Origin of the sequence: Serratia sp. L9 (assembly GCF_050632285.1) — a bacterium.
Taxonomy (GTDB): domain Bacteria; phylum Pseudomonadota; class Gammaproteobacteria; order Enterobacterales; family Enterobacteriaceae; genus Chania.
Genome location: NZ_CP192591.1, coordinates 2799346 through 2822974, shown reverse-complemented (window position 1 = coordinate 2822974; position 23629 = coordinate 2799346). Strand labels below are relative to the sequence as shown.

General features: G+C 52.9%; 17 protein-coding genes, 1 tRNA gene and 3 pseudogenes. 8 read left to right on the top strand and 13 right to left on the bottom strand.

The window, feature by feature from the left end; genetic code table 11:
- Positions 1-104: 104 nt before the first annotated feature.
- A complete protein-coding gene (gene ccmB, locus ACQ86O_RS13350) occupies positions 105-764 on the bottom strand; it encodes a heme exporter protein CcmB (RefSeq protein WP_431225586.1) in 660 nt (219 codons plus the stop codon).
- Positions 764-1396, bottom strand: a complete 633-nt coding sequence (gene ccmA / locus ACQ86O_RS13345; protein WP_431225585.1) for a cytochrome c biogenesis heme-transporting ATPase CcmA — start codon at positions 1394-1396, stop codon at positions 764-766. The genes ccmB and ccmA overlap by 1 nt, the downstream gene beginning before the upstream one ends.
- A gap of 235 nt (positions 1397-1631) precedes the next feature.
- On the opposite strand from ccmA, the gene ACQ86O_RS13340 reads away from it, so the two are divergent.
- Positions 1632-2552: a formate/nitrite transporter family protein gene (locus tag ACQ86O_RS13340; RefSeq protein WP_431225584.1), complete on the top strand. Its 921-nt coding sequence runs from the start codon at positions 1632-1634 to the stop codon at positions 2550-2552.
- Between the two features lie 106 nt (positions 2553-2658).
- Positions 2659-2733: transfer RNA gene (locus ACQ86O_RS13335), tRNA-Arg, on the top strand.
- Between the two features lie 261 nt (positions 2734-2994).
- On the opposite strand, the gene ACQ86O_RS13330 is transcribed toward ACQ86O_RS13335, so the two are convergent.
- On the bottom strand, positions 2995-3915 hold the full coding sequence (locus ACQ86O_RS13330; protein ID WP_431225583.1) for an endonuclease/exonuclease/phosphatase family protein: 921 nt from the start codon (positions 3913-3915) through the stop codon (positions 2995-2997).
- A 169-nt stretch (positions 3916-4084) separates the two neighbouring features.
- Positions 4085-4687, bottom strand: coding sequence for an NAD(P)H-dependent oxidoreductase (locus tag ACQ86O_RS13325; protein WP_431225726.1), 603 nt, complete (start codon positions 4685-4687; stop codon positions 4085-4087).
- 113 nt (positions 4688-4800) lie between these two features.
- Here ACQ86O_RS13325 and ACQ86O_RS13320 point away from each other — a divergent pair, with 113 nt between their 5' ends.
- The 4 genes and pseudogenes from ACQ86O_RS13320 to ACQ86O_RS13305 all read left to right on the top strand — a co-directional run bounded on the left by ACQ86O_RS13320 (position 4801) and on the right by ACQ86O_RS13305 (position 8410).
- A complete protein-coding gene (locus ACQ86O_RS13320; protein ID WP_431225582.1) occupies positions 4801-5394 on the top strand; it encodes a TetR/AcrR family transcriptional regulator in 594 nt (197 codons plus the stop codon).
- 371 nt (positions 5395-5765) lie between these two features.
- Positions 5766-6872: pseudogene (locus ACQ86O_RS13315) on the top strand (IS3 family transposase).
- Positions 6873-6875: 3 nt separating this feature from the next.
- The gene (locus ACQ86O_RS13310; protein ID WP_431225725.1) at positions 6876-7112 is read left to right on the top strand and encodes a hypothetical protein; all 237 of its coding nucleotides are present in this window, start codon (positions 6876-6878) and stop codon (positions 7110-7112) included.
- A 91-nt stretch (positions 7113-7203) separates the two neighbouring features.
- Positions 7204-8410: pseudogene (locus ACQ86O_RS13305) on the top strand (IS256 family transposase).
- 65 nt (positions 8411-8475) lie between these two features.
- Here the strand turns inward: ACQ86O_RS13305 and ACQ86O_RS13300 are convergent.
- Positions 8476-8838, bottom strand: a complete 363-nt coding sequence (locus tag ACQ86O_RS13300) for a hypothetical protein (RefSeq protein WP_431225581.1) — start codon at positions 8836-8838, stop codon at positions 8476-8478.
- Between the two features lie 9 nt (positions 8839-8847).
- Positions 8848-10272, bottom strand: a pseudogene (locus ACQ86O_RS13295) (VENN motif pre-toxin domain-containing protein); the annotation flags it as partial.
- Between the two features lie 380 nt (positions 10273-10652).
- On the opposite strand from ACQ86O_RS13295, the gene ACQ86O_RS13290 reads away from it, so the two are divergent.
- Positions 10653-10877 (top strand): SymE family type I addiction module toxin, encoded by a 225-nt coding sequence (locus tag ACQ86O_RS13290; protein ID WP_431225580.1) that lies wholly within the window; start codon positions 10653-10655, stop codon positions 10875-10877.
- A complete protein-coding gene (locus ACQ86O_RS13285; RefSeq protein WP_431225579.1) occupies positions 10874-11218 on the top strand; it encodes a hypothetical protein in 345 nt (114 codons plus the stop codon). The genes ACQ86O_RS13290 and ACQ86O_RS13285 overlap by 4 nt, the downstream gene beginning before the upstream one ends.
- A 43-nt stretch (positions 11219-11261) precedes the next feature.
- On the opposite strand, the gene ACQ86O_RS13280 is transcribed toward ACQ86O_RS13285, so the two are convergent.
- The 7 genes from ACQ86O_RS13280 to ACQ86O_RS13250 all read right to left on the bottom strand — a co-directional run bounded on the left by ACQ86O_RS13280 (position 11262) and on the right by ACQ86O_RS13250 (position 23204).
- Positions 11262-11489 carry a hypothetical protein gene (locus ACQ86O_RS13280; protein WP_431225578.1) on the bottom strand — a complete coding sequence of 76 codons (228 nt, stop codon included), beginning with the start codon at positions 11487-11489 and terminating at the stop codon, positions 11262-11264.
- A gap of 13 nt (positions 11490-11502) precedes the next feature.
- Entirely contained in the window at positions 11503-16164 is a 4662-nt protein-coding gene (locus ACQ86O_RS13275) for a hemagglutinin repeat-containing protein (protein ID WP_431225577.1), read from the bottom strand.
- On the bottom strand, positions 16140-16568 hold the full coding sequence (locus tag ACQ86O_RS13270) for a hypothetical protein (RefSeq protein WP_431225576.1): 429 nt from the start codon (positions 16566-16568) through the stop codon (positions 16140-16142). The genes ACQ86O_RS13275 and ACQ86O_RS13270 overlap by 25 nt, the downstream gene beginning before the upstream one ends.
- Positions 16502-17635, bottom strand: coding sequence for a hypothetical protein (locus ACQ86O_RS13265; RefSeq protein WP_431225575.1), 1134 nt, complete (start codon positions 17633-17635; stop codon positions 16502-16504). Before ACQ86O_RS13265 ends, ACQ86O_RS13270 begins: the two co-directional genes overlap by 67 nt.
- The gene (locus tag ACQ86O_RS13260) at positions 17584-19413 is read right to left on the bottom strand and encodes a hypothetical protein (RefSeq protein ID WP_431225574.1); all 1830 of its coding nucleotides are present in this window, start codon (positions 19411-19413) and stop codon (positions 17584-17586) included. Before ACQ86O_RS13260 ends, ACQ86O_RS13265 begins: the two co-directional genes overlap by 52 nt.
- Positions 19368-21410 (bottom strand): filamentous hemagglutinin N-terminal domain-containing protein, encoded by a 2043-nt coding sequence (locus ACQ86O_RS13255; RefSeq protein ID WP_431225573.1) that lies wholly within the window; start codon positions 21408-21410, stop codon positions 19368-19370. Before ACQ86O_RS13255 ends, ACQ86O_RS13260 begins: the two co-directional genes overlap by 46 nt.
- A gap of 69 nt (positions 21411-21479) precedes the next feature.
- Entirely contained in the window at positions 21480-23204 is a 1725-nt protein-coding gene (locus ACQ86O_RS13250) for a ShlB/FhaC/HecB family hemolysin secretion/activation protein (RefSeq protein WP_431225572.1), read from the bottom strand.
- Between the last annotated feature and the right edge of the window lie 425 nt (positions 23205-23629).

The window sequence follows — 23629 nt, the reverse complement described above, 5'->3', positions numbered from 1 at the left end:
GGTAAGAAAGCCAATCGGTGGCCGCTCTAACCTCAGCCAGAGCGACGAAAGTCTTGCGTGCGGAAAAGGCTCTAAATGGCATTCATCCGCATTATTCTTTGCAGCTAGTGTACGCTTACACGCAACGCAGCAGCGGTAGCAAAAGGCGCCAGCGTTACGCTACCCGCCAGCATGGCACCCAGAATGGCCAGGTAACCATCTATCGGCATCCCCATCGACGCTGCATCGATGGCGGCGGTGGCAAATATCAGTACAGGGATATACAGCGGCAGCACCAGCAGGCTCAACAGCACACCGCCCTTACGCAATCCCACCGTCAATGCCACGCCGATAGCGCCAATCAGGCTCAGCGTTGGCGTACCCAACAGCAGGGTCAGCGCCGTCGCCATCCAGGTATTCACATCCAGCGACAATAACAATGCCACCAGCGGTGAGAGGATCAGCAGCGGTAATCCCGTCACTACCCAGTGAGCACATACTTTGCCTAACACCGTCATTGGCAGTGGCGCTGGCAATAACAACAGTTGCTCCAAAGAACCATCCAGAAAGTCGTCACGGAACAGACGTTCCAGCGAAAGTAACGACGCCAATAATGCTGCCACCCAGATAATCCCTGGCGCAATGCGTGCCAACAATTGTGGCTCTGGCCCAACGCCCAGCGGAAACAGGGTGATCACAATCAGAAAGAACCACAGCGGGTTCACGATCTCAGAGCCTTTACGGAAAGCTATTTTCAGCTCCCGACGCAGTATGATGAGGAACATCAGGCAATCTCCACGCTGGTCTGTGCCAGGCGGATCTTGCGTATCGCCTGATGTGTACCGGTTAAATCCTGATGCGTGGTCAACAATACCAAGCCACCCTGCTGTGCATGTTGCTCAAAGAGCGCGATCAGTTCCACCACGCCCTGCTTATCTATTGCCGTTAACGGTTCATCCAGGATCCACAACGGGCTGTTGCTGAGCCACAACCGGGCCAGCGCGACTCGCCGCTGTTGCCCGGCAGAAAGCTGTGCCACCGGCACGTCTTCATAACCGACCAGCCCCACCTGCTCCAGCGCCTGCCAGATAGCCTGGCGATTGGGTTGTTGCCCCACGGCCTGATAAAACTGCAGGTTTTCAAACGGAGTCAGCATCGATTTAATCCCTGGCTGATGCCCCAGAAACAGTAAATCCTGATGATAACGATCGCGGTGTTGCCGCGTGTTTTCCCCCTGCCACAGCACTTCACCGCTGTCTGGCTGCGCCAATCCGGCCAGGATCCGCAGCAGGCTGGTTTTACCTGCGCCATTTGGCCCTTCGACCTGAATAATGTCGCCCGGATTTACCAAAAAACTCAACCCGTCAAACAAGGTTCGTTCGTCACGGATACAACGCAGACTTTTGGCTTCGAGCATGGAGGACTCATTTTTTCTTGGGAATGTCGCATCATAGCATAAGCCGCAGGTCGCTCGTAGCCTGCGGCCCACCTAGGATGTACTCCATTAGGGGTAATATTGCGCACCAGATCAAAATTACGTAGAAAAAACCGTCAATGTAAAAATTTGGTTACTTTTTTTACATTTATCTGTTGCTCTTCCTATCGTGATATCAGCGGCTACGCTTAGTTATCAACCTACAGGAGATGCAACGTTGAGCGATAAACCAGACATCCCGGCTGAAGATAGCGTCAAAGTCGAAAGCAAAGAGCACGATCGTGGTGAATCGAGCATAGAGGTGGACGAGGAAAAGCTGCCTTCACGCGCCGCCGCCGTGCATGAGCAAATCCGTATGGAGGGTGAAAAAGAGCTGGAGCGCGATTGGCTGGCATTGCTTTTGTCTGCCTTGGCGGCGGGCCTTTCGATCGGGGCCTCACTGATGGCCAAAGGAATTTTCCACGCACGCCTGCCAGATGATCCGAGCCGTTTTTTTATCGAGAACATCGGCTACACCTTTGGTTTTATCATCGTGATCATGGCTCGCCAGCAGTTGTTTACGGAAAACACCGTCACTGCCGTGCTGCCAATCATGCAAAAACCGACGCCGAAGAACTTCATCATTCTGTTCCGCCTGTGGGGCATTGTGCTGCTGGGCAACCTGATCGGCACCGGCCTGGCGGCGCTGGCATTTATCTATATGCCTCTTTTTGATGAGGAAACTCGCGCTGCCTTTACTGAGCTGTCACAAGAAGTGATGCACAACTCCCCTGGCGAGATGTTTGCCAACGGCATTCTGGCGGGTTGGATTATCGCCACCATGGTCTGGATGTTCCCTTCATCTGGTGCCGCCAAGATCTGGGTGATCGTGCTGATGACCTATCTGGTGGGAATTTGCGATCTCACCCATATCGTGGTCGGCTCGGTCGAGATCCTGTATCTGGTGTTTACCGGCGCAATCCCGTGGCATGCGTTTATCTACCCGTTCGCCATACCGACGTTGGCCGGCAATATTATCGGCGGCACCTTTATCTTCGCCCTGATCAGCCATGCACAGATCCGCAATGACATGAGTGACAAAGCCAAAGCCGAACGCCTGAAGCTGCAAAAGGAGGCGGAGAAGAGATCAAAAAGCTGAGGTAAAGCGGTTGACGGCATAAAATTCACCGCAATTTGGTGATGGAATGAGCAAACGCACCGCTAAGCGCTTATTCTGCCGGTAAAAAAGGGTATACTGCCGTGGCGTCCCCTTAGTTAAATGGATATAACGAGCCCCTCCTAAGGGCTAGTTGCAGGTTCGATTCCTGCAGGGGACACCATTAGCACCCTCCGTCTTAAGCCTGCCGTTTATTACTCGTTTCGCTGGCCAAACACCCGTTAAAAATCACCGGATGAAGTGACAATCAGACGATAAAATGCCCAATACTTGAGCATAAGATTAATGATTGTGCCACCTTACCCCCTGCAAGGGTGAGGCGGTAAAGATAATGACCAACCATTTTGTAGTAGCGAAAAACTACAAGAGAAGTGGTTAGCCTTAGTCGTTACAAGGCAAGAGTCACGCTTGTTTAATCCGTAAATTAATTGTTTTTTATAATCATTTCTACCGGGTAGTGATCTGAGTATTGATCGGTAAAATCATCTTTAAGCACTTTCACGTCAACAACGTCTTTTTCCATAACCGGAGAGACATAAATATAGTCGTAGCGCAGCGGCGTCTTAGCCTGGTCATAGAATATCTTGGTCGGTGCCGTGGCCATAAAGGTGTCTGGATATTTATGTTTCAGCACATCAATATAACCGCGATCCAGAATGTTCTGCTGGACGGTATAATCCATTTTCCCATTGACCAGATTATGCAGAATCGGTCTTTCTTGCTCTTTTTTTGTCAGGTCCTTGACCATCACGCTTTCGTTATAACCGCTCTTATCCAGCGGGGAGAACGAATTAAGATCCCCTGCGATAATCCATTTCCCCTGAGGATCGTTGCCGTATTTGATCGAATCCAGGATCAGTTCCATTTCATCGATTCTTTTCGATGTCCAAAAAGGATTCATATGGGTAACGACAAAATGGTATTTACCTACATCGGCAAATAGCGCCCCGTGCCACAGGTTATCCACCTGCTTCCTGACATTGACGATCGGGTATTTGGACGTGATCGCCGTTGGGAAGAATTCGTCATCCTTCGGATCTATCGACTCTTTGAGTAGCACCGCATATTTATGCCCATAGGCAGCGGCAAATTTTTCTAACGAATCACGGGTAAAGTGGTTCATTTCCTGCCAGGCGATAATATCGGCGTCCTGCTTTTTAGCCCATTCAATAAACTTCTGCTTGCCTTCTGATTTATCTGACTTCATTCCCCAGTAAGCATTATAACTGATAACCTTGATCTCTTTTTTCGTCTCCAGTTTTTCTTGAGCACAGGATAATGATGCATACCCCAACAGACTCATACCGGCGATAACAGCAAGGGAGAGTAATCTTGGCTTATTCATTGTAATGTCCTTATACGGTGCCTTAATGGCATCCTATTTATATTGCTAAATGAATAACTTATAATCTAAAAGCCACCGACATTTAGGCTTTTGTGCTAACACCAGGCTGAGTGTATAAAAAAACGGCACCCTTATTGTAGCAGCCGTTATATATGCTTTAAGTTTCGAACTATTGCGCATAAACCGGCTGGAAGATGCCGCACCCAATATGTCGCGCAGCATCAAGGCAAGCCTTCGGCTCGCCCAGTTCAGGCATCAGTAACATTTCGCATGTCACAACCGGAGCGCCACAATAATCAAAAATACCGTGCACTATCTGCGCGTTAAAGGCGTCAGTAAAGCCGTGACGATCATAAACGCCTTTACCTGCGGCCCCCAAAGCAACAAGATGCACCGGTAAATGCCCCAGTTTCTTTATCGTGCTGCCATCAGCCGTTTCCTCGTAGGCCCAGCCATTTGAAAACACGCGATCTATCCACCCTTTAAGCAACGCAGGCATAGTCCACCAATAAATCGGGAACACCAAAACCAAGGCGTCAGCACCGCCAATACGTGACTGTTCTGCCAGAATATCCGGCGGAACCTCGCTTATTTTTTGAAAAGCGTCGAAATCCGGGGCAGAGAAAACCGGATTAAACCCCTCGCGAGTGAGATCGGCAATTTCAAATGTATTGGTTGGATCGGCCTTGGTTATCCCTTCAGAAATGGCCGTTACAACGCTATGCGTCAATGAAGTGCCAAGGGGATGGGAAAGAACAATTAACGCGTGCATGTTAGACACTCCTATTGTCATAAACGGGTGTAAGACGTACTCTATATACCAACAGTAAGTTACCATCGGTAAGTTACCTTTAGTATATAAGTCTGTCAACGGGTAAAATTGCTATGGTGTCCAAAACACTTTCGCGGGTTCGTTTATCAAGAGAAGAGCGTTATGCACAGCTTGTGGAAACTGCGTGGAAGATAATCGATGAGGAAGGAACGGAAGCGTTGACGCTCGGCCATCTGGCTGAGCAGTCGGGGGTAACCAAACCTGTGGTTTATGACCATTTCACCAACCGTTCTGGGTTGTTTGCTACGCTTTATCAAGAATTTGATCGCCGCCAAACCGCGCTAATGGATGATGCCATCCAAAAAGCCAAACCTGAGCTTGAAGCATTAGCCTCTGTTATTGCTACGTCCTACATTGAGTGTGTCTTGCTTCAGGGGCGTGAGATGCCCAGTGTGATTGCAGCTCTAGCCGGTACGCCCGAGCTGGAAAAAATCAGGAATGATTACGCAGTCATTTTTACCGAGAAATGCCGCAAGATATTTGCCCCATTCTGTGGCAAAAACGGCATTTCAGATGCTGCACTCTGGGCAATGCTCGGCGCTGCGGAGGGGTTGTCCTACGCCACTGCCTGTGGCGCTATTACGGCAGCACAGGCGAAGGATGAGCTATTCCACATTATTATATCTATGGTTCAGCGGAGTTTTTAATTGGTGAGGTGGGGATAGGTGAGAGAATGATTGCAGCTCAGTTCTGGGGAAATGATCTCTTTGATCTTTCGGCTGACTCAGATTCACAAATATTGGGTGTATAGATCCGAATCACCGTCGCATTTTCATAGTTTGGCAGCCAGATATTATGGGAGAAAAATCCGGACGCCTCGACTCTTTCATTGTTATAAATCGCCACCCTCCTTTTATTACATATTCGAGATAAATGAACAACATGGTCGTCGAATCTCTGGCAATCCCCTTCCATTTTTAACGGAGGTGATAAGTAGAATCAGGTTGTAGTCCCCCTGAATTTAGTCTTACCGCTTAATGGAGTTCTCTGGTTAAAATACAACCAACGGAGGCTCATCATGAAGAAAGCGCGTTTCACTGAAACTCAGATCCTGAGGGTCCTGAAAGAAGTTGAAGGGGGTCGGCATGTGAAGGATGTGTGCCGTGAAAACGGTGTGTCGGAAGCCAGCTATTACAACTGGAAATCTAAATACGGCGGCATGGAGTCCTCTGATATCAAACGAATGAAAGAGCTGGAAGAGGAAAACCGTCGGTTAAAGCAGATGTATGCTTCCTTGAGCTTAGATCATGAAATTCTTAAGGATGTTGTTTCAAAAAACTTTAACGGTACCCGAAAAGCGTGAGTTGGTGCGTTACGTCATGACGGAACATCAGGCCAGCGAACGACGCGGGTGCCGGATTATCGGTATCAGTCGAAGCCTGTTGCATTATTGCCCGAACACAGTACGGGATCTGCCTGTGGTCGAGGCGCTACAAAAACTGGCACATCAGTATCCGGCCTATGGTTTTGGACTTATGTTCAATAAGTTACGCCAAGCAGGATTACTGTGGAATGCAAAGCGGGTTTACCGGATCTATCGATTGTTAAAACTCAACTTCCGACGCAAAGGAAAAAACGCTTACCGAACAGGCATCCACAGCCGTTGGTTATTCCACATAAAATGAACCACTGTTGGTCAGTTGATTTTATGAGTGATGCCTTGAGCGACGGGCGGCGATTCCGGTTATTTAACGTAGTTGATGACTTTAACCGGGAAGCACTGGCAATCGAAGTTGACTTGAATATACCGGCTCATCGTGTTGTGCGCATTCTGGAGCGATTAAGTGCAGAACGCGGCTACCCGACTTATATACGAAGTGATAACGGGCCAGAACTCACTGCCGCGGCCTTATCCGAGTGGGCAGAGATGCATGGAGTGATACTCGATTTTATTCAGCCCGGAAAGCCGATGCAGAACGGATTTATCGAGCGATTTAACAAAACGTTGCGAACAGAAATACTTGATATGTATCTGTTCAGAACATTGTCTGAAGTACGTGAACTAACAGAAGACTGGCGCACAGAATATAGCGAGGAACGCCCGCATAGCTCACTGGGTGATATGCCACCGGTTATCTATGCGAGGCAAAAACTGGCCGGAGATCCTCATTGGCGGTGGTACTAAAAACTGGAGGGACTACAGATCACCCTCGTCACCGATGCAGCCATCTGGAACGCACTGTGCGAAGCCAGCCAACAGCGGCAAGATTTAGGGGCGGATTGGGTACGCGAGAACGGCGAGCTGATCATCGGTGGCACCTGGATCATAGAGTCCGGGATCATCGACGTGGCACAACTGGAGATCACCGCCGCACCCGGAGTGATCCGGTTACGATGGCGGGACCATGGGAGATTTCAGGCGTAGAAGCAAAGATCCCGGCCAGTGAGACTGTAATTTAAATTGTGTAATTGCCTGTTTTTGATATGTTCTTCCTGACAATGGAGACAGGCAAATTATGGACGAAAAGAAACTTAAGGCACTGGCTGCCGAACTGGCTAAAGGCCTCAAAACCGAAGCCGATCTTAATGCGTTTTCTCGTATGCTGACCAAGCTCACCGTCGAAACGGCGTTGAATGCTGAGCTTACCGAACACCTTGGTCATGAAAAAAATGCCCCTAAAACAGGTTCGAATACCCGCAACGGTTACTCATCAAAGACGCTGCTCACTGATGATGGCGAGGTCGAACTGAATACACCCCGTGATCGCGAAAACACTTTCGAGCCTCAGTTAATCAAGAAAAATCAGACACGTATCACGCAGATGGACAGCCAGATTTTATCCTTGTATGCCAAAGGAATGACCACAAGGGAAATCGTTGCCACATTCAAGGAGATGTACGATGCCGATGTGTCACCCACGCTAATATCCAAAGTCACTGATGCCGTCAAAGAACAGGTCACCGAGTGGCAGAATCGCCCCCTCGACTCACTGTATCCCATTGTTTACCTTGACTGTATCGTGGTGAAAGTGCGTCAAAATGGCAGTGTCATCAACAAGGCCGTCTTCCTGGCTCTGGGGATTAATACCGAAGGTAAAAAGAACTGCTGGGCATGTGGCTAGCCGAGAATGAGGGAGCAAAGTTCTGGCTCAACGTGTTGAGCGAGTTGAAAAATCGGGGGCTTCAGGACATTCTGATTGCCTGCGTGGACGGCTTGAAGGGCTTCCCAGAGGCGATAAACAGCGTTTATCCGCAAACCCACATCCAGTTATGCATTATCCACATGGTGCGTAACAGCCTGAAATACGTTTCGTGGAAAGACTACAAAGCGGTGACTAGCGTGCTGAAAACGGTGTATCAGGCCCCGACAGAGGAAGCCGCCCTGATGGCATTGGATAAGTTTGCAGGTATCTGGGATGAGAAATACCCGCAAATCAGCAAAAGCTGGCGTACCCACTGGGAAAATCTCAACACGTTCTTCGGTTACCCTGCGGATATCCGCAAGGCCATTTACACGACCAACGCTATAGAATCGCTGAACAGCGTAATCCGGCAGGCGATAAAGAAACGTAAGGTGTTCCCAACAGACGACTCAGTGCGAAAAGTGATTTATCTGGCGATCCAGGCAGCATCGAAAAATGGAGTATGCCAATCCAGAACTGGCGGTTGGCGATGAGCCGCTTTATTATCGAGTTTGGTGACCGTCTAAACGAGCACCTTTAATACGCTGGCAGTTACACAGAATTATGGACAGGCTCCAGCCAGTTGGCCGGGATTCATCACAAGATTTAGATTAGGTCTTCACCATTTAAAAGCACAATAATATTTCCTTCTCCTAACTCTTGCCTGAACACATCTGCTATTTCAGCAGTGTTCAACGCAGGGAAGGATTTATCATTGACTGCAATCAAAAAATAAGACATTGGTTCTTTTAGACCGAACTCTTCAGCAATTAATAGCTTAGTCTCTTGATTGTATTTTTCAACACGATCATCAATCAGCGCAAGCTGTTGGCGACTTAAAATTGTATGTGGATCAAACATAAGATACGGGCCATCAAAGAGATGGTCGTACTTTGCTCTCACCGCACTTAACCTTTCCTTCAGCTCATCAATACTTATTGATGTGTAACACGCTATATCAATTGACATTTTTTCACCTTACTTAATTCGAATTGGCTTTCCTGACTGGTCGATAACGATAACCTTATCTAATCCTTTGATTGGCCAATCACTAAATTGTTTTTGCAAATCACTAACGCTTGCTTTTGTATCTGCCAAGTTGATAACAACATTGTTTGTTTGACCACTATTCACTTTTTCTAAAGCTCGGTCATAAATATTACGAACTGAGTTTGTTTTAGGGGCAATGTTATCGAACACCTCACCATTGATTTTATAGTCTGGATTTTTAACTCCTGGTGTTACAGGGTTCTGCTCAACATGATAGCCATTTTGAGACAGGATCGCTGCCCCCTCATTTTCTCGTTGCAATGAACGTATATTTTCTGCTGAAGCATTTGGTGGCAGTTTAGTTGGTTGGCCGCTTAAAGAACCTGTTGTACCCTTTCCTGCATTCTTAGCGGCATTAGCCACAACAGCTTCTGCTTTCGCCGCCGCCGCCTCTGCGGCCGTTTTACCAACCCCAATAGCACCCGCTGCACCTACACCACCAGGTGTAACTCCTTCTGCTACTTGCAACCCCGCGTTATTCAGACAGATTGCCGGTGCCGCTTTACAACCTTCCAGTGCCGCTTTGGCTGCCGCCACTATTTCCGGTGTTGCTCCTATTATCAGTGCACCGCCAGCCACTCCAGCAACGCCTGCTGACACCACCAGATTTCCTTCAGCAACGCCTTTCGCAATGCCGGTCTTACAGGCCGTATCACAGCCTGGGGTATTGCCCAGCCAGAAACCAAGATCTGAGCCTGTACTCAGCGCATTATTCTCCACCGCATTCTTACCAGCCTGAGCGCTTGCCAGAGCGTTGGCCGTGCTGTCACCCACAATACCACCAGCCAACCCCGCCGCCAATGTTCCCAGTGCACTGATGGTCTGACGCTGTTCTTCCGTAAGATCTTCACGCTTGATGCCGGGGTACATCTGCTGGGCAATATATTCCCCCATCACGGCGCCGCTTGCTCCTGCTAATGCGCTGTTGCCATTCACTGCTGCCGTCACCGCCCCCAGAACCGCGTGGGCCATCAGGTTGGCTTCGGTATTCACTGTCTTGCCGTCTGCACTGGTAGTCATCTTGTGAATGACTTCAGCCAGATACGGTGCACTGGCACCCGCCAGCGCTTTCGCCATATCACCGCCTGCCAGCCCCTGGATCGCCGCGGTGGCCGCCTGGATCCCCTGCTGCAACGCGCTCCCAGTGCCGTACTGCTTCATGGCATCTTTATATTCCTGGGTTTCACGCAGTTTATCTACTGGCAGATCGCCATGCTTATCTTTCGCCGCCTTCAGCCCATTGATTTCACCCTGGGTTCGGGCAACATCCGCCACCTGGCTGCCGATTTCACCTATCAGCTGTGCTTCTTTCAACCGCCGTTGCTCTTTCTCTTTATCAAAGATCGGTTTAACAAGGTCCGACGTCCGACCCTCAGACGAACTCACTTTTTCCCTGTGCTCTCCGTCAGTTACAACCGGTTTTGCCCAGTATTCACTCCCCGGCCAGGTAAAAAGTCCCGATACGCACTTTTCACCCACAGACGCACCTGACCCGGTGATGTTTATCACCAGGCTGAACAATAAGCTCAGTACCAGGAACAGGGATTTTTTCATGTCCGACAGCATACCAGCCGTTTTCCGATTTGCCATTAGCTGACGGTTTTTCGGGACACCTCAGCGCCGTGCAGCGTCTTTTGGCTGCACGGCGCTGAGGTGTCTGCCGGGCGTGGGCTGGCGAGGTGCGCCAACACTTCAGCCCCGCTAACCACAAGCAACTAATAGAGGTAGTTACTATGGCTGAGCAACATCATAAGTCAGAACCCGCCACACCCCAAGCCCGCAAGAGCATTGTTGGCTACCGCCCCAACGGCGGCAGGCCCAACCCAACACCGCAACTGACCATCAAGGGAAGATGGCTGGAACAGCTGGGGTTTACCAAAGGTCAACCGGTGAGCATTACCGCCGAACACGGCCAACTGATTATTCGCACCGCGCCAACCACGGAAGGGAACGTATGAACATCACCTTTATCCCTGAACCGATCCCGGAGCTGACACTGGCAGGCGGCGCGTTGCCCGCATTGGGATTTACCACCGGCACGCCGCTGCAACTGACGCTCCAGCATCACACACTCTGGATCACCACCGTCACCGATGAAGCCACCTGGAATGAACTCTGCGAGCTCAGCCAGGACCGGCAAGATTTGGGCGCGGACTGGGTACGGGAGAACGGCGAAGTGATTATCGGCGGCGACTGGCTCACCGAGTCCGGCATTGCCAGCGCCGAACAACTGGAAGTGGCCGCTGTGCCCGGAGTGCTTCGGTTACAGCGGCGGGAAGTGGAAGGATTTAGGGCTTAAAATGCGACAAGCCCGGCTTATTCACCGAGCTTGTTATTAAAAACTAAGATAGTGGTTCTAAGGTTAAAAGATGTTTTTTTGCTTTTTCTATAACCTGTAAAAAATCCTCATAATTAAACTCTAAAATACTGTCAGAATCAGGGTAAATAATGATATTTACTGATTTCCTATCTTCCGATAAACATATTTCCCCCCACTGAACCCTATTGAATGATAATTCAGCATAAAGGTCTTCCCGATCTACTGAGCTTCCCACGCTATACTCTAACATAATGTAATCCTTATCATTTTACTGGCGGCTCTCTAAAACCAATTAATCTTGAACCATCAGCATTAAAGCGTAAAGCTCGTCCATCAGGAGCCGTTGCTTCAACCACAGTGATTTTTTGCTTATTTTCGAATACAACTCTAGTTTCAACTTTAGTACTAGGGTTATTCAAAATATCGTTGACTATTGCTTGAGCCTCTTGGTTTAAAACAGAAGCCTTTTGGCTTGTATAGGAATAAACAGAACCCTCCCTTCCTCCATGCTTCTGCAAAGCACGGCCTGCATCAGTCAATCCATTTCTATTGGGGGCTGAAGCAGCTTGATTAAGTTTATCCTTCGAGAAACTATTTTGCAGGGCTTCCTGGTTCCTCGCGTTTTCCTCATCTTGAGGCTCCCAGCCACCCGGTGTTCCTGAACCTGAACCACCCAACTCGGCTTTCTGCTCATCCGTCAGATCTTTGCCGAGATTCGGGTTCTGGCTGCCGTTCGAGTCTGATTGGCTCTGCGCCCCGACGATTGCCAGCAGCACACAGCTTGCATTTTGCAGACACGCTGCGTCCAACCCTTCCTTCACTTTCTTGGTCAGGGCCAGCGCCGCCTGCTCATTGGCTCCGCCTTTACCGGCTTCGGCCATCGCTGCGGCGTTCAGCGTTTCCTGCGCCAGCATTTGCGACAACATGCCAGCACCCGCCATATTATTGCTGAGTTCGTTCTTCCCGGCCTGCGCCCCGGCCATCGCGCCAGCGGTATCACCACCGGCCAACCCGCCAGCCAGACCCGCCGCCAGGCTACCCAACGCAACCAGCGTTTGCTTCTGCTCTTCACTCAGTTGGCTTACCGGGATATCACCGTACAGCGATTTCTTCAGGCTTTCCCCGATCATCGCCGAGGTTGCCGCACCCGCAGCCCCAGCCGCTGCACTGTTACCACTGGCCTGCGCCACCACTGCGCCTAACACCGCGTGAGCCATAACACGGCTGGCTTCATCTGGGGCGGTCTGTTTGATGATTTCCGCCAGATACGGGGCGGCTGCGCCAGAAAGTGCCTGGGCCAGATTGCCACCCGCCAGCCCTTGCAACGCCGCCGTCGCCGCCTGGATACCCTGCTGGATCGCGCTGCCGGTGCCCCATTCCGCTTGCGCGGTTTTGTAGGCTGAAGAACTGGTCAGTAGCTTGTCATACGCCGCCCGCTCTTCCGCTGTCGCATCCGAGCCTAGTGCCTTGATGCCTTTCGCTTCCAGCTCGGCACGACCTGCATTTGTCGCCAGGATCTTGCCTTGCGTCGCCGCAATGTCTATCGCTTGTGCACCGATTTCACCTATCAGCTGTGCTTCTTTCAACCGCCGTTGCTCTTTCTCTTTATCAAAGATCGGGCTTAGCGTCTGGTTGGCATGCTCGACATCACGGCTCAAGTCGTCGACGTTCTGAACCTGTTTGTCCTGATCGCGGACGATAATGGTGCCTTCACTTACCGCCGACTGCGTGGTCGAACTGGCACTGCCACTATCGTTGACCCCCGCCAGCATCCCGTTGGCCATATTGCCCGCAAACTGGCTGCCAATGCTACCGCCCGAGCTGATACCCACACTCTGGTGTTCTACTTGATAGTCGGCCTGGTTTTCAATATTACCAAAGCCCAGCGTGCCCGTGTCGAGTTTATTCTTGTCCGCACTGGCCGTCGAGCCTATCACCGCACCATTAAGCTGGGTATGCTCACCCACCGTGATATCAAAACCACCTTTACCCGCAAAAATACCCGTCTGTTCCTGCACCGAATCATAGTTGCTGTGCATCTTGTCCTGGCTCAGATTGATACTCCCTGAACCCGACATCGAACCAAACGTAAAGCTGCCACCCGCGCTGGCGTTCTGCTGTTTCGCGTCGTAATTGTCGCTGTCTTGCTCACTGGTCAGCGTCAGGTCACGGCCCACGTCCATCGTCACCTTGTCGCCATTGACCTGTGCCCCGGTCAGGGTGGTGTCGCGTCCGCTGGTGATATTCAGGTTATTACCCGCATTCACGATGGTTTCGCTATGCGTTACCCCGTTGCCTGTCTCGTTACCTTTGCCCTTGTTCACGCTGGCCGATATGCTGATACCCCATCCACCCTGGCCCGCACCAATACTGACCCCAACGCTGCCCCCTTTACTCTCGTTTTTGCCATCGAGCTGCTGGGTATTCTCGGCGGAAACCAGGTTCACATCCCGCGCCGCATTCAGGGTGATATCCTTCCCGGCCTGCAGTTGGCTGCCCTGCACGTTAATGTCGGTGCCGGAGGCGTGAATATTCAGGTTATTACCCGCCGTCAGTTGGCTGCCCTGGCTTTGTGTCTGGCTGCTGGTCTGTTCTGATTTGGACGACTGGCTGCCGTAAGAGAGACTGACACCGATGGCGTTCTGATCAGCCGCATTTTCATTGGCCAGCACACCACTCTGCGCCGCCTGCACACCGCTCAGCGCCGCTTTCATGCCCTGCAGCGCCGCCAGGCGACCATCGCTTTCCTTGCTGGCTTCATTGGCCGTCGTGACTGCGGTATTCACCGCACTGCCCACCGTACCTGACAGCGCCAGCGTCAACCCGCTCTTTTTCTGTTCGACCACATGTTTCTGGCTGCTATGGTTCTCCGCCGCCAGGATATTCACCTCTTTCCCGCTCAGGGTGATATCTTTGCCTGCCAGCACATCCGAACCCTTCACCTGCAGGTTATTGCCCGCGTTCAGGGTCACATTACCCAAGGTGCTGCCAACGGTGCTGCCCGTGCTGGTCACGCTGCTCTCGGTATCGGTGGTTTTCAGGCTGTCGGTGCCGTAGCTAAAGCCAACCCCGCCGGTACCAGAAAGGCCGGATTTCTTACTCTGGCTCGCGGCACTGCTCTGATGGGTATTTTCCGCTGTCCCTACCTGAATATTGTTGCCCGCCGTCAGCGAGATATCCTCAGTGGCAACAATATTGCTGCCCATCACATTGATATCTTTACCGCTCTGCAGAATAACCTCCTGCCCACTCAGCAAGCTGCCGTTGGCCGTGCTGCCGTGTTCTTCCCGCTGATAAGCGCTCTGCTTGTTGCTCGCGAGCCCTTTACTGTTGCTACTCCCCTGTTGCACCAGGTGCTGTTCATCCTGGCTGGCATTGATCGAGATGTCCCCGGCCGCCTTAAGCCCGATGGTCCCTTGCTCACTTTGCAGCGTGCTGCCCTGCACGGTGATATCGCCTTGTTCGGCAATAGCCGTGATCCCCTCTTTGGCGCTGAACACGCTACCTAAGGAGAGATCACTTGAGCTCTCGGTCTGGCGCTGGCTTTGCGTATTGCCAACCTTGTTCTGCTCGCTATCACTTTCATTCAGTTGTTGACGGGCTTCCTTGATGGTCACCTCTTGGGCACTCAGGCCGATGCTGCCTGCGGCGCTGTCCACCTTTGCCCCTTCGGCAACAAAGTTGCCCCCCGCCAGGATGGTGACGCCGTTATCCCCTCCTAGCGCGCTGGTGTGCAGAGTCTCTTCCCGGCGGCTGTTACTGACCGTCGAGGTGCTGCTGTCAGCCTGCAAATGGGTGTCATTGGTGGTGGTATCGGCCAGTAACGAGACATTGCCCCCGGCCTGAACCTGCGTTTTACCACCGGCTTGCGCCTGGCTGCCTTGCAGGGTGATATCCTGGCCTGCTTTCAGGCTCAGATCGCCCCCGGCGCTCAGGCTGCTGCCCAACGCCTGTTGCCATTCACCGCTGACCTGAGCCTTGCGCTCGCCGGCTTCTTCCAATCCTGCGCTGGTACGGTTGCCCATTGCTCCAGAAATTACATTCACATCTGCGATGGTACTGCTACGGGCAGTGGTGATGTTCAGGCTGTTGCTGGCACTCAGGCTGAGGTTCTCGCTGGCGCTGAGTCTGGCCCCTTGCAGGCTGATATCGCCACCACTCAGGCTGAGCTCACGCGCATTCATGCTGGCCTGGCGTAATGCATCCTGCAGATTGGTGCTCAGGCTGATGCTATCGGCCTGCACGTTGATAGTATCCGCAAGAATATCGCCCCCTTGTTGCAGGAACTGGCTGGTATCAATACTCAGCGCTTTATCGGCGAACAGGTTACCCGCATTAGTGAGGCTATCGGTCGACAGTTGAAGGTTACCCCCGGCAATCACCGCGCCATCACCGGTTACGCGCACCGTGCTGTTGGCCAGATAGACTTTCGGCACCCATACGGTCTGCGGCCCTTCCGCCGTCTCAACCGTTTCACTCACCAGCCAGACGATATCCTGCTGCAATGCGGCAATTTGCGCTGGAGTGAGGGCGACGCCAGGCACCAGCTGGAAATCTGCCGCCACCTTGATACCGTTATTCATCAGCGCCTGATATTCCGCCATCGCATCATCACCCTTCGATGACGGGCGGCCAGTCAGCATCAGCAGTTGTTCACGTACCAACCGCTGTTCGTAATAACCATCCCCCAGGCGCTTGTGGACCTGGCCCGGGTCATAACCGACCCGCTGCAACAGATAATCACTGCTCAGGAAATTCCCTTTGTTGGCAAAACGCGGGTCAGTCACCACCAGGAACGGGCTATTTGCAGAGGTTTGCTGGCGGAACAAGCCATTATCAGGAATCGTGGTCGCCACGCTGGCCAGGTGCTGTTTGTCGGTTAACGCCAATTCCCCCGGCGTCAGCGGCCGGCTCCCGGCTCCCATGCCAGTATCTGCGGCCTGCCAGTCTCCCCGGCAATATCGACCGCTAACGGGTTGCGTTCCCATTCTGCCCGCTCGGCGGCAGCGGCGTTCTGCGCGGCGTCTACGCTGCTGATCTGTGCCTGGTTGACGGTGGTGTTTTCAAGATGTGCGCCGTCGATCGTGACGTTGCCATTACCGCCGAGCACGCCGTCAATAGTGGCCAGGGCAGTGGTTTCATCAAGGTTGTAGGTTGGGTACCAATGCCCTTCAGCCCGATCATAGTGATCGACAATAACTTCCTGGCGCCGCTCATTCACCGAATAGCCACGGTTAATAATGTTGGCGGTGCCGTCGATGGTCAGGTTGCCATTGCTGCTGATAGTGCTGGCGTCATTCTGGAGTTGCTCGGCAATATGCAGAAACATATTCCCCCCGAGAGCAGGTTCGCACCAATGCCGGCAGAAATCAGCTTGTCTTGGGTGACCGTGCCCGTGGCGGTGCGTTCACGCAGGTTGTTGTAATCTGCGATAAACGGCGCGTTGGCAATATCAATAAAGCGATCGGGGCTCCATAACTCTATCTTTTCGCTATCGGTGGCATTCCACCAGACCGTGTTCTGATAAGGGGTAGGGACAGATCTTTGCCGATGACCGCGTGTCTCATAGAACGTCATGGCATAGCTGCCATCGGCATTCGGGATCAGAGCCAGGTAGTTGACCCACAGGCTGATCAACTGCCCCTGTCTGTCTTTTACCTGCACTTCCACCCGCTTGGAGGCAGCATCGATATTCAGCAGGGTGCCATAAGGGTTATTCGCCGCCGCAGCGTCATCACGGAAGGTCAACTGTTGGGTGGTCGGTGCCATGGTGCTGACATCGGTATTGACGTCTTCACCATAGGAGCGCCAATAGTAGTTATAGCGGTGCCAGCTGTAATCGCTGGTTTGTGCGTCACGCTCAATCTCCAACCCTTCACGCAGGTTGTCAAAGCGTTTGGCCGTCAGGGTGAGATCCCCTTCCGCTTCAATATTGCTGGCGCGGTTCTCAATCAGATCGTCGCTGGACAGCTCCAGGGAACCCGCGCTGTAAATCAACGCGCCATCGCGGTTGGTCAGCCGTTTACCGGTCATCAGGCTGATATGCTGCGTGGCGGCAATCAGGGCTTCTCGGCCACGGTTGTCAATGGTCTGGCTATTGATTGTGAGAGTGTCTGCCATCAGCGTTGTCTGGTTATCCAGGCTGTCGGCTTGGATGACCAGCGTATCGGCCTCAATACGCCCCTGGTTGAGTAGCGCTCCGGTGGTCAAATGCAGCGTTTTACCTACCAGCGTGGCCAGGTTATTCAAGTTGGTGCTGTAAAGGGTGAGATCGCCCGGCAATAGCCAGTCTGCCAGATTGGTCATCATGCCAGCCACCCTCAGGGTGACGGCGCTGTTGCTGCTTAGGGTATCCCCGGCCCGGTGGGTGTAATCCTGTTGAACGGTGAGTTGCAACTCCTGCTGGCTGAGCAGCGTACCCCCTGATTATCAAGCGACTGGGCCGTGACCGTTAACGCCCCGCCGCTTTGGATCATGCCGCTTTGGTTCAGCAGCGCCAACCAGGGAACACCGCCGATGCTCAACGTATCATTAGATAAAATTGCCCCTTGGCGGTTATCCAATGAGCTTAATTGTGACAGGGATAAAGTGCCCGCACTCTGTACTCGCCCGGCGGTGTTATCCAGCGTTTGCGCGTTCACTTCGGTCTGCGTGGTGCCCATCAGCAGGCCGCCATTGCGGTTGTTCAACTGCCCGGTATGCACGGTTAATGCCCCCTGGCTGCTGATGATCCCTTGGTTGCTGTTATCCAGGTTCTCGCCGTTAAGCGTCAGCCCCTGGCTGGCGACCAATTGACCAGCCTGGTTATCCACGGAATCGCCTCGCAGTAAGAGTGCGCCGCCGCTGTGGATTTTACCCTGCTGATTATTAAGAGAGCTGAAATGATAATCGCCCGCGCCCTGGCTAATTACCGCCCCAGCCTGGTTATCCAACTGGTTGGCGGTGAGCTCGATAGCGCCCTGGCTGCCGATCATGCCTTGGTGGTTCTGCAACCGATCGGCAACTATCTGCTGCGCCTGATTGGCGCGCAGCGTGCCTTGGGTATTATCCAGCAAACCGAGGATGTGCAGACCGAGCTGCTGTTGGCTATCCACAGCCCCCTGCGCATTCAGCAACCGGGCGGCACGGATCTGCATCTCTTCACCACTTTGCACTTTGCCCAAGCGGTTATCGAGCTCGCCGTTTAAGGTCAGTTGCAGTTGCTTCTGGCTATAAAGCAGGCCACCTTGCTGGTTATCAATGCTCTGCGCCTGGATCTGTAGCCGTTCCCCCGCCAGTAGTTGCCCACCCGCGTTATGTAAGGCACCGGCGGGGTCCGTGTCCGTTTGCCCTTGCAGCGACAGCTGCGCTTGTGCACTGATTTTCCCGCTCTGGTTGTAAACGTCTTGCGCCACACGCAGCACCAGGTTGGCAGCAGACTGTAATATGCCGTACTGGTTATTCAAGCTGGTGACCGCAAGATTGGCATCCTGCTGGCTGACAACTTCACCCTGTTGGTTATCGAAGCCCTGGCTGAGCACCGTCAGTGTACCCAGGCTGCCTATCCACCCTTGGTGATTAACGATATTTTCGGCCTGCAGGCGCTGTGCCCGCTGGCTGATAATGTTGCCACCGTGGTTGTCCAAGGCGCGGGTGAACTGCATATCCAGGGTATCCAACGCCTGAATTTCCCCCTGCGCATTAAGCAGAGTTTGCGCACGCACCGTACCGCTGCCCCCACTGGCCAGCTTGCCGCCCTGGTTGTCCCATGCTCCACTGAGGTTCAGCGTCAGCGCCTGCTGGCTTTGAACCAGCCCTTGCTCACGGTTATTCAACTGCCCGCCATTGAGGGACATTGCCCCGCCGCTTAACAGCTTGCCCCCATCATTATTGAACGAGCCAGGCTCGGCATTAAACAGATTAAGTGCGCCACCTTGCCAATAGAGATCCTGCTGCGCGGTAAGGATGCCCGCCTGATTATTAACATTGCCAAAGGTGTTAAGGGTCAGGTCGCCACCCGATTGCAGCTTGCCTGCCGTATTATCCAGGCTTCCCGCCGCAATCTTGGCCTGCTGCCCACCCAGCGCGTTGCCTTTACGGTTATCCCAGTTTCCTTCGGTGCTGACGTTCAGCACATCGCCAGCCTCTATCAGCCCCTGTTGATTATCGATCCCCTGCCGGGCGTCCAGCTGCAATCCCCCTGGCTGACCAGCATGCCCTGGGCGTTATTCAGCGCCTGGGCTTCGAGCTGCAAATTCTGGCCACGGACCTCACCGGCCTGATTACTGACGGTTCCCTGACTGCTCAGGGTCAGGTTGCCACCGGACAATAACTTGCCCTGCCCGTTGTTCACCCCAGTTTGTGCCTTGACGATCAGATGTGACTGGCTTTGCAAGGTACCCTGCTGGTTATCCAACGCACCGGTATCCAGTTGCAAACTGCCATTGCTGCCCACTACCCCGCCCTGGTTGGCAAGCAGGCCGCCCACGCGCCAATGCTGGGCCGTGCCGTCCAATGCCACCAGCCGCCCACGCAGATTATTGAGGGTAGCGGTATTGAGGTTGAGTTGTTGCGTTTCGATGCTGCCATCGGTGTTATCCAGCGCGCCAGTCAGGGCAAAACGGCTTTCACCTGCCCCGATCTGTGACCACACGCCCGCCTGGTTGAACAGGCTATCGGCAGTGATTTGCCAGTTTCCGGCGCGGATTTGGGCCTGCTGAGTGTAAAGGTCGCCCTGGCTGTTAACGGTAAACTGCTCGCTGTCTACCTGCGCCTGTTGCAGGGCGACATTCCCCGCCTGCGCAGTCAGCACTGCCTGCCCGGCGGCCAGCTGGCTCTGGCTCAGATCCACCTGGCGGCCAGTAACGCTAACCTTTTTCTGGCTCAATAAGCTGCCACTGGCACGGATATCCGCCTGGCTTTCAAGCGTTAAATCCGCCGCGCGGATCAGGGTACTGTTGGCATCACTGCCCGCCAAAAGGTGCCCGCTGCTCTGGATCCCCTGCCTGGCACTCAGCGTGACGTTACCTGCCGCCGCCAACGTGCCGGATTGGCGGATTTCGCCCTCGCGGCTTTGCACGCTGAGTTGACCACCGCTGTAGAGTTTGCCCTGATGCTCAACGCTGTCTCTGGCGGCCAGAGTGATATCGCCCCCGGCCTGGGTGTAAGGTTCCGTCGTGTCAGCTTGCCAGGTAAGCTTACCTTCACTGTTCACCACCAGGGTCTTTTCGGCCTGCAGATGCCCGCCCTGATTGCGCACGCCAACCCCAGCCTCGGTGCCGATCATACGGATATGGCCGCTATACATGCCGCCCATCTGGCCCATATCAATCGCCAACTCAGGCGCGTTATCACCGGTGGCCGCCAGCGCGGTGGCTGTCTTGCCATCTGCGCTAATCTGGTTGCGCCCAGCAACGACAGAAACGCTTTCCCGCGCCCATATACCGGCGTTCACCTGCACCGCACGAGCGAGGATATCGACATATTCGGTATCATGGCGTGAGTCGCCATTCAGGCCGCCGCCTTCAACCCGGATCAAACCACGTTCGACCTGATAGCCCGCCATGCTGCCATCCGCATTCAACTGCGGTTTACCGGTGGTGAGCGTCATACGCCCGGCGTTGATGGTGCCGCAACCGTCACACACAATGCCTGCGGGGTTGGCTATCACCACCTGGGCCTTGCCACCGGCTACTTCCAGAAAACCCCGTAGCTGGCTTGGGTTGTTGCTGTTGACTTCGTTGAGGATGACTTTGGCTGGCGCCGCATTGGGATTAAGTTTGGCATTACCCTGGATATACCCCGCCAGTTGGGTGGAGGTCATTACCGCCGAGTTATTGAGGATCGCCCCCTGCTGGCCAACATCAAACTGCTTATATTGGTTGTGCGATATACCTGCCTGATTCGGCGCATTGATATTAACCTGCTGCAACCCGTTCTGGGTGTTGATCACCTCAGGGCGCAGCGCGGGCGCCGCCTGGTTGTCGGCAACGATCCCATTCGCCAGCACCGGCCCGGTAAACAGCGCCAGCCCAATCAGCCACATGGCGCGACGCAAGGTCACCCACAGACGGGCCCCTCCAGCGCTGCGGCTTTGCCCTGGGTGGGTGCTGCAACTGCGGGCCAGTTCTGATACCACTCTCAACTCACCTTGAGTGCGGCTGAAAATGATACGGTAGCAATGTTTGTTCATGCGCAAAATCCCTGATAAAAAGCCATCCAATCCATTGAAAATCTTTAGGTATTGTTTTGGTGTTCGTCGTTAAATTTGCAGATTGATGCTGAAACCGGCACTTGCCCCCGAGGTATGGAAGTTTTCCGGTTTGTAGAGCGGAACGCCTGCAAACAGGTCATAGCTGAAGCGTTGCCATAATGCCCCCCTCACCCCCAATACGGTGCCTGCCAACTGGTGCCCGGCCAGATATTGGCTGCCAGGGCCATCAACACGGCCATAATCCACGCCCCAATAGAGTTCATGACCCCGCGAGAACACATTCCAGGCCAGTTCGTTGCGCCATATCAGGCCTTTCTCACCGGATAAATTCTCTTCACCATCAAACCCACGCACGGTGTAGCGCCCGCCGATCGCCAGACGATCCTGTGGGATCAGCGGATCGCTGCTCCATTGGCCGCGTAAGCTGGTGTTATATCGCCAGGATTGGCTGGCCCATTGGAAAGGCAGGTTCAGGCTGATATCCCCGGTCATCAGACTCGGGCGCGATGTGCCCGTATTGCTGTCTTCTTCCGGTACACGCAGGGCACCAAACGCGCCGATCCCTCGCCGCCAATTGATGTTGGCATCCAGGGTTGCATCACCCAGATAGCTGCGCTGGTTCAGCCCGAGCTCCCAGCCTGTTGCACGACGCTCCTGTTGCGTAAGCGCAATGTCGTTGACAGCGTTGGTTGAGTGACGGCGGTAACCCCGCAGATTCAGCGTGGTTTTATGGATCTGGTTACGGAACAGCAAGCGGGAAACCGTGAATTGCGCATTTTCGCTTTTGCCGCTGTAGCGGAGGATCTCGTTGGCATTGGCGATATTCTGGTGATAGTCGTAGTTGTTATAGTTGGCGGAGAAGTTCCAGTAACCCACAGGGATGCTGTAGTTCACCGTATTGGAACGGCTGTCATAAGGCCCGTCGCGGAACAGACTTCTGCCGATGTTGGCATAGAAGAGATCGTTCTGGGCAAAGGGGGCGTCAATCGACAGTGTGGCTGACCCCTGATACTTACCGGTGCTTTTAGAACCGCTGTCATCCATCCCAAGGCTGAGGTGGATCGGGCGGCTTTCTTTCCAGGCTATCAGCAGATCGCTGGTGGCCTCATCTGCCCCCGGCACAATCTTGATATCAGCCTCTACATTAGGCACCCGCTTCAGGTTCTCCAATGCCTGTTCGATATCGCGCAGGTTCAGGATCTCCCCAGAACGGGCTGGTACCGCGTTCCATAATCTGGCGCGATAAGATACCGGCTCCTCAAAACGGACATTGGCGATACGCCCAGGCTGAAGCATAAGCGTAAATACGCCTTGGGTGAGATCTTGTTCCTGAGCCATGACACGCGTGGTGACGTAGCCTTTTTCCAAAATGGCATTCTGGACTTTGTTGATTACCAACAGGATCCCTTGCGAGCCCAGGCATCGGCCCTGAGCGCTATTGACGGCCTCAAGCGCCCATTGGAATTGGCTGGCGGCATCCCCTGCCAGTTTAAAGGTATTAATTGTAAAGCACGGGGACTCGTTAACAGGATAATCTGGCAATACCGTACTTGGCCGGGCAAGGCGCACATCGGTTTGTGGGTTATTTTGCTGCTGTAAAGCCCGTTCCCTTTCCTGCTGGCGTATTTGTTCCTGGGCATCAATGGCCGCTGCGCTCTGTGGCAAGGAAGGTGAGAGCATATTGGCTGAAACCTGCGCCACGGATTGTGTAGCCAGGCAGAAAAGGCAGGCATTGAAAAACAGCGCCAGAAGGCGATCGTTATTACGGTTCATCCCTGTAACCCTTGATAAATTAGACTTGGCGCATATGGATGTGAATGGGCAGCAATGGCGTAACAAACCATTGCGCATCATCAAACAGTCCTTGTCATATTGACGAAAGGATCGGCCAAAAGTCTGGACGAATCCTTTTCCGATAGTAACAGATAGAAACCAATGCTAACAATCACTTATGAAAAATAATATTTTTACAAACTCACCTGAACCAGGTTACTGAAACGCCTAAAAAGGCGTAAAAAAATCTCTGCAACCTAATAACACAGCTTAAAACTGTGTCTGCAAAAATGGCGTGATTATATTAAAAATTAATTAATATCAATAAATACGAACACTGTATTTTTACTATTTTCACACCAGAATTAAGTGAATAAAAATGCCAATAAAGGCGATAAAAATATAACTAAAAATAGTATAACCCA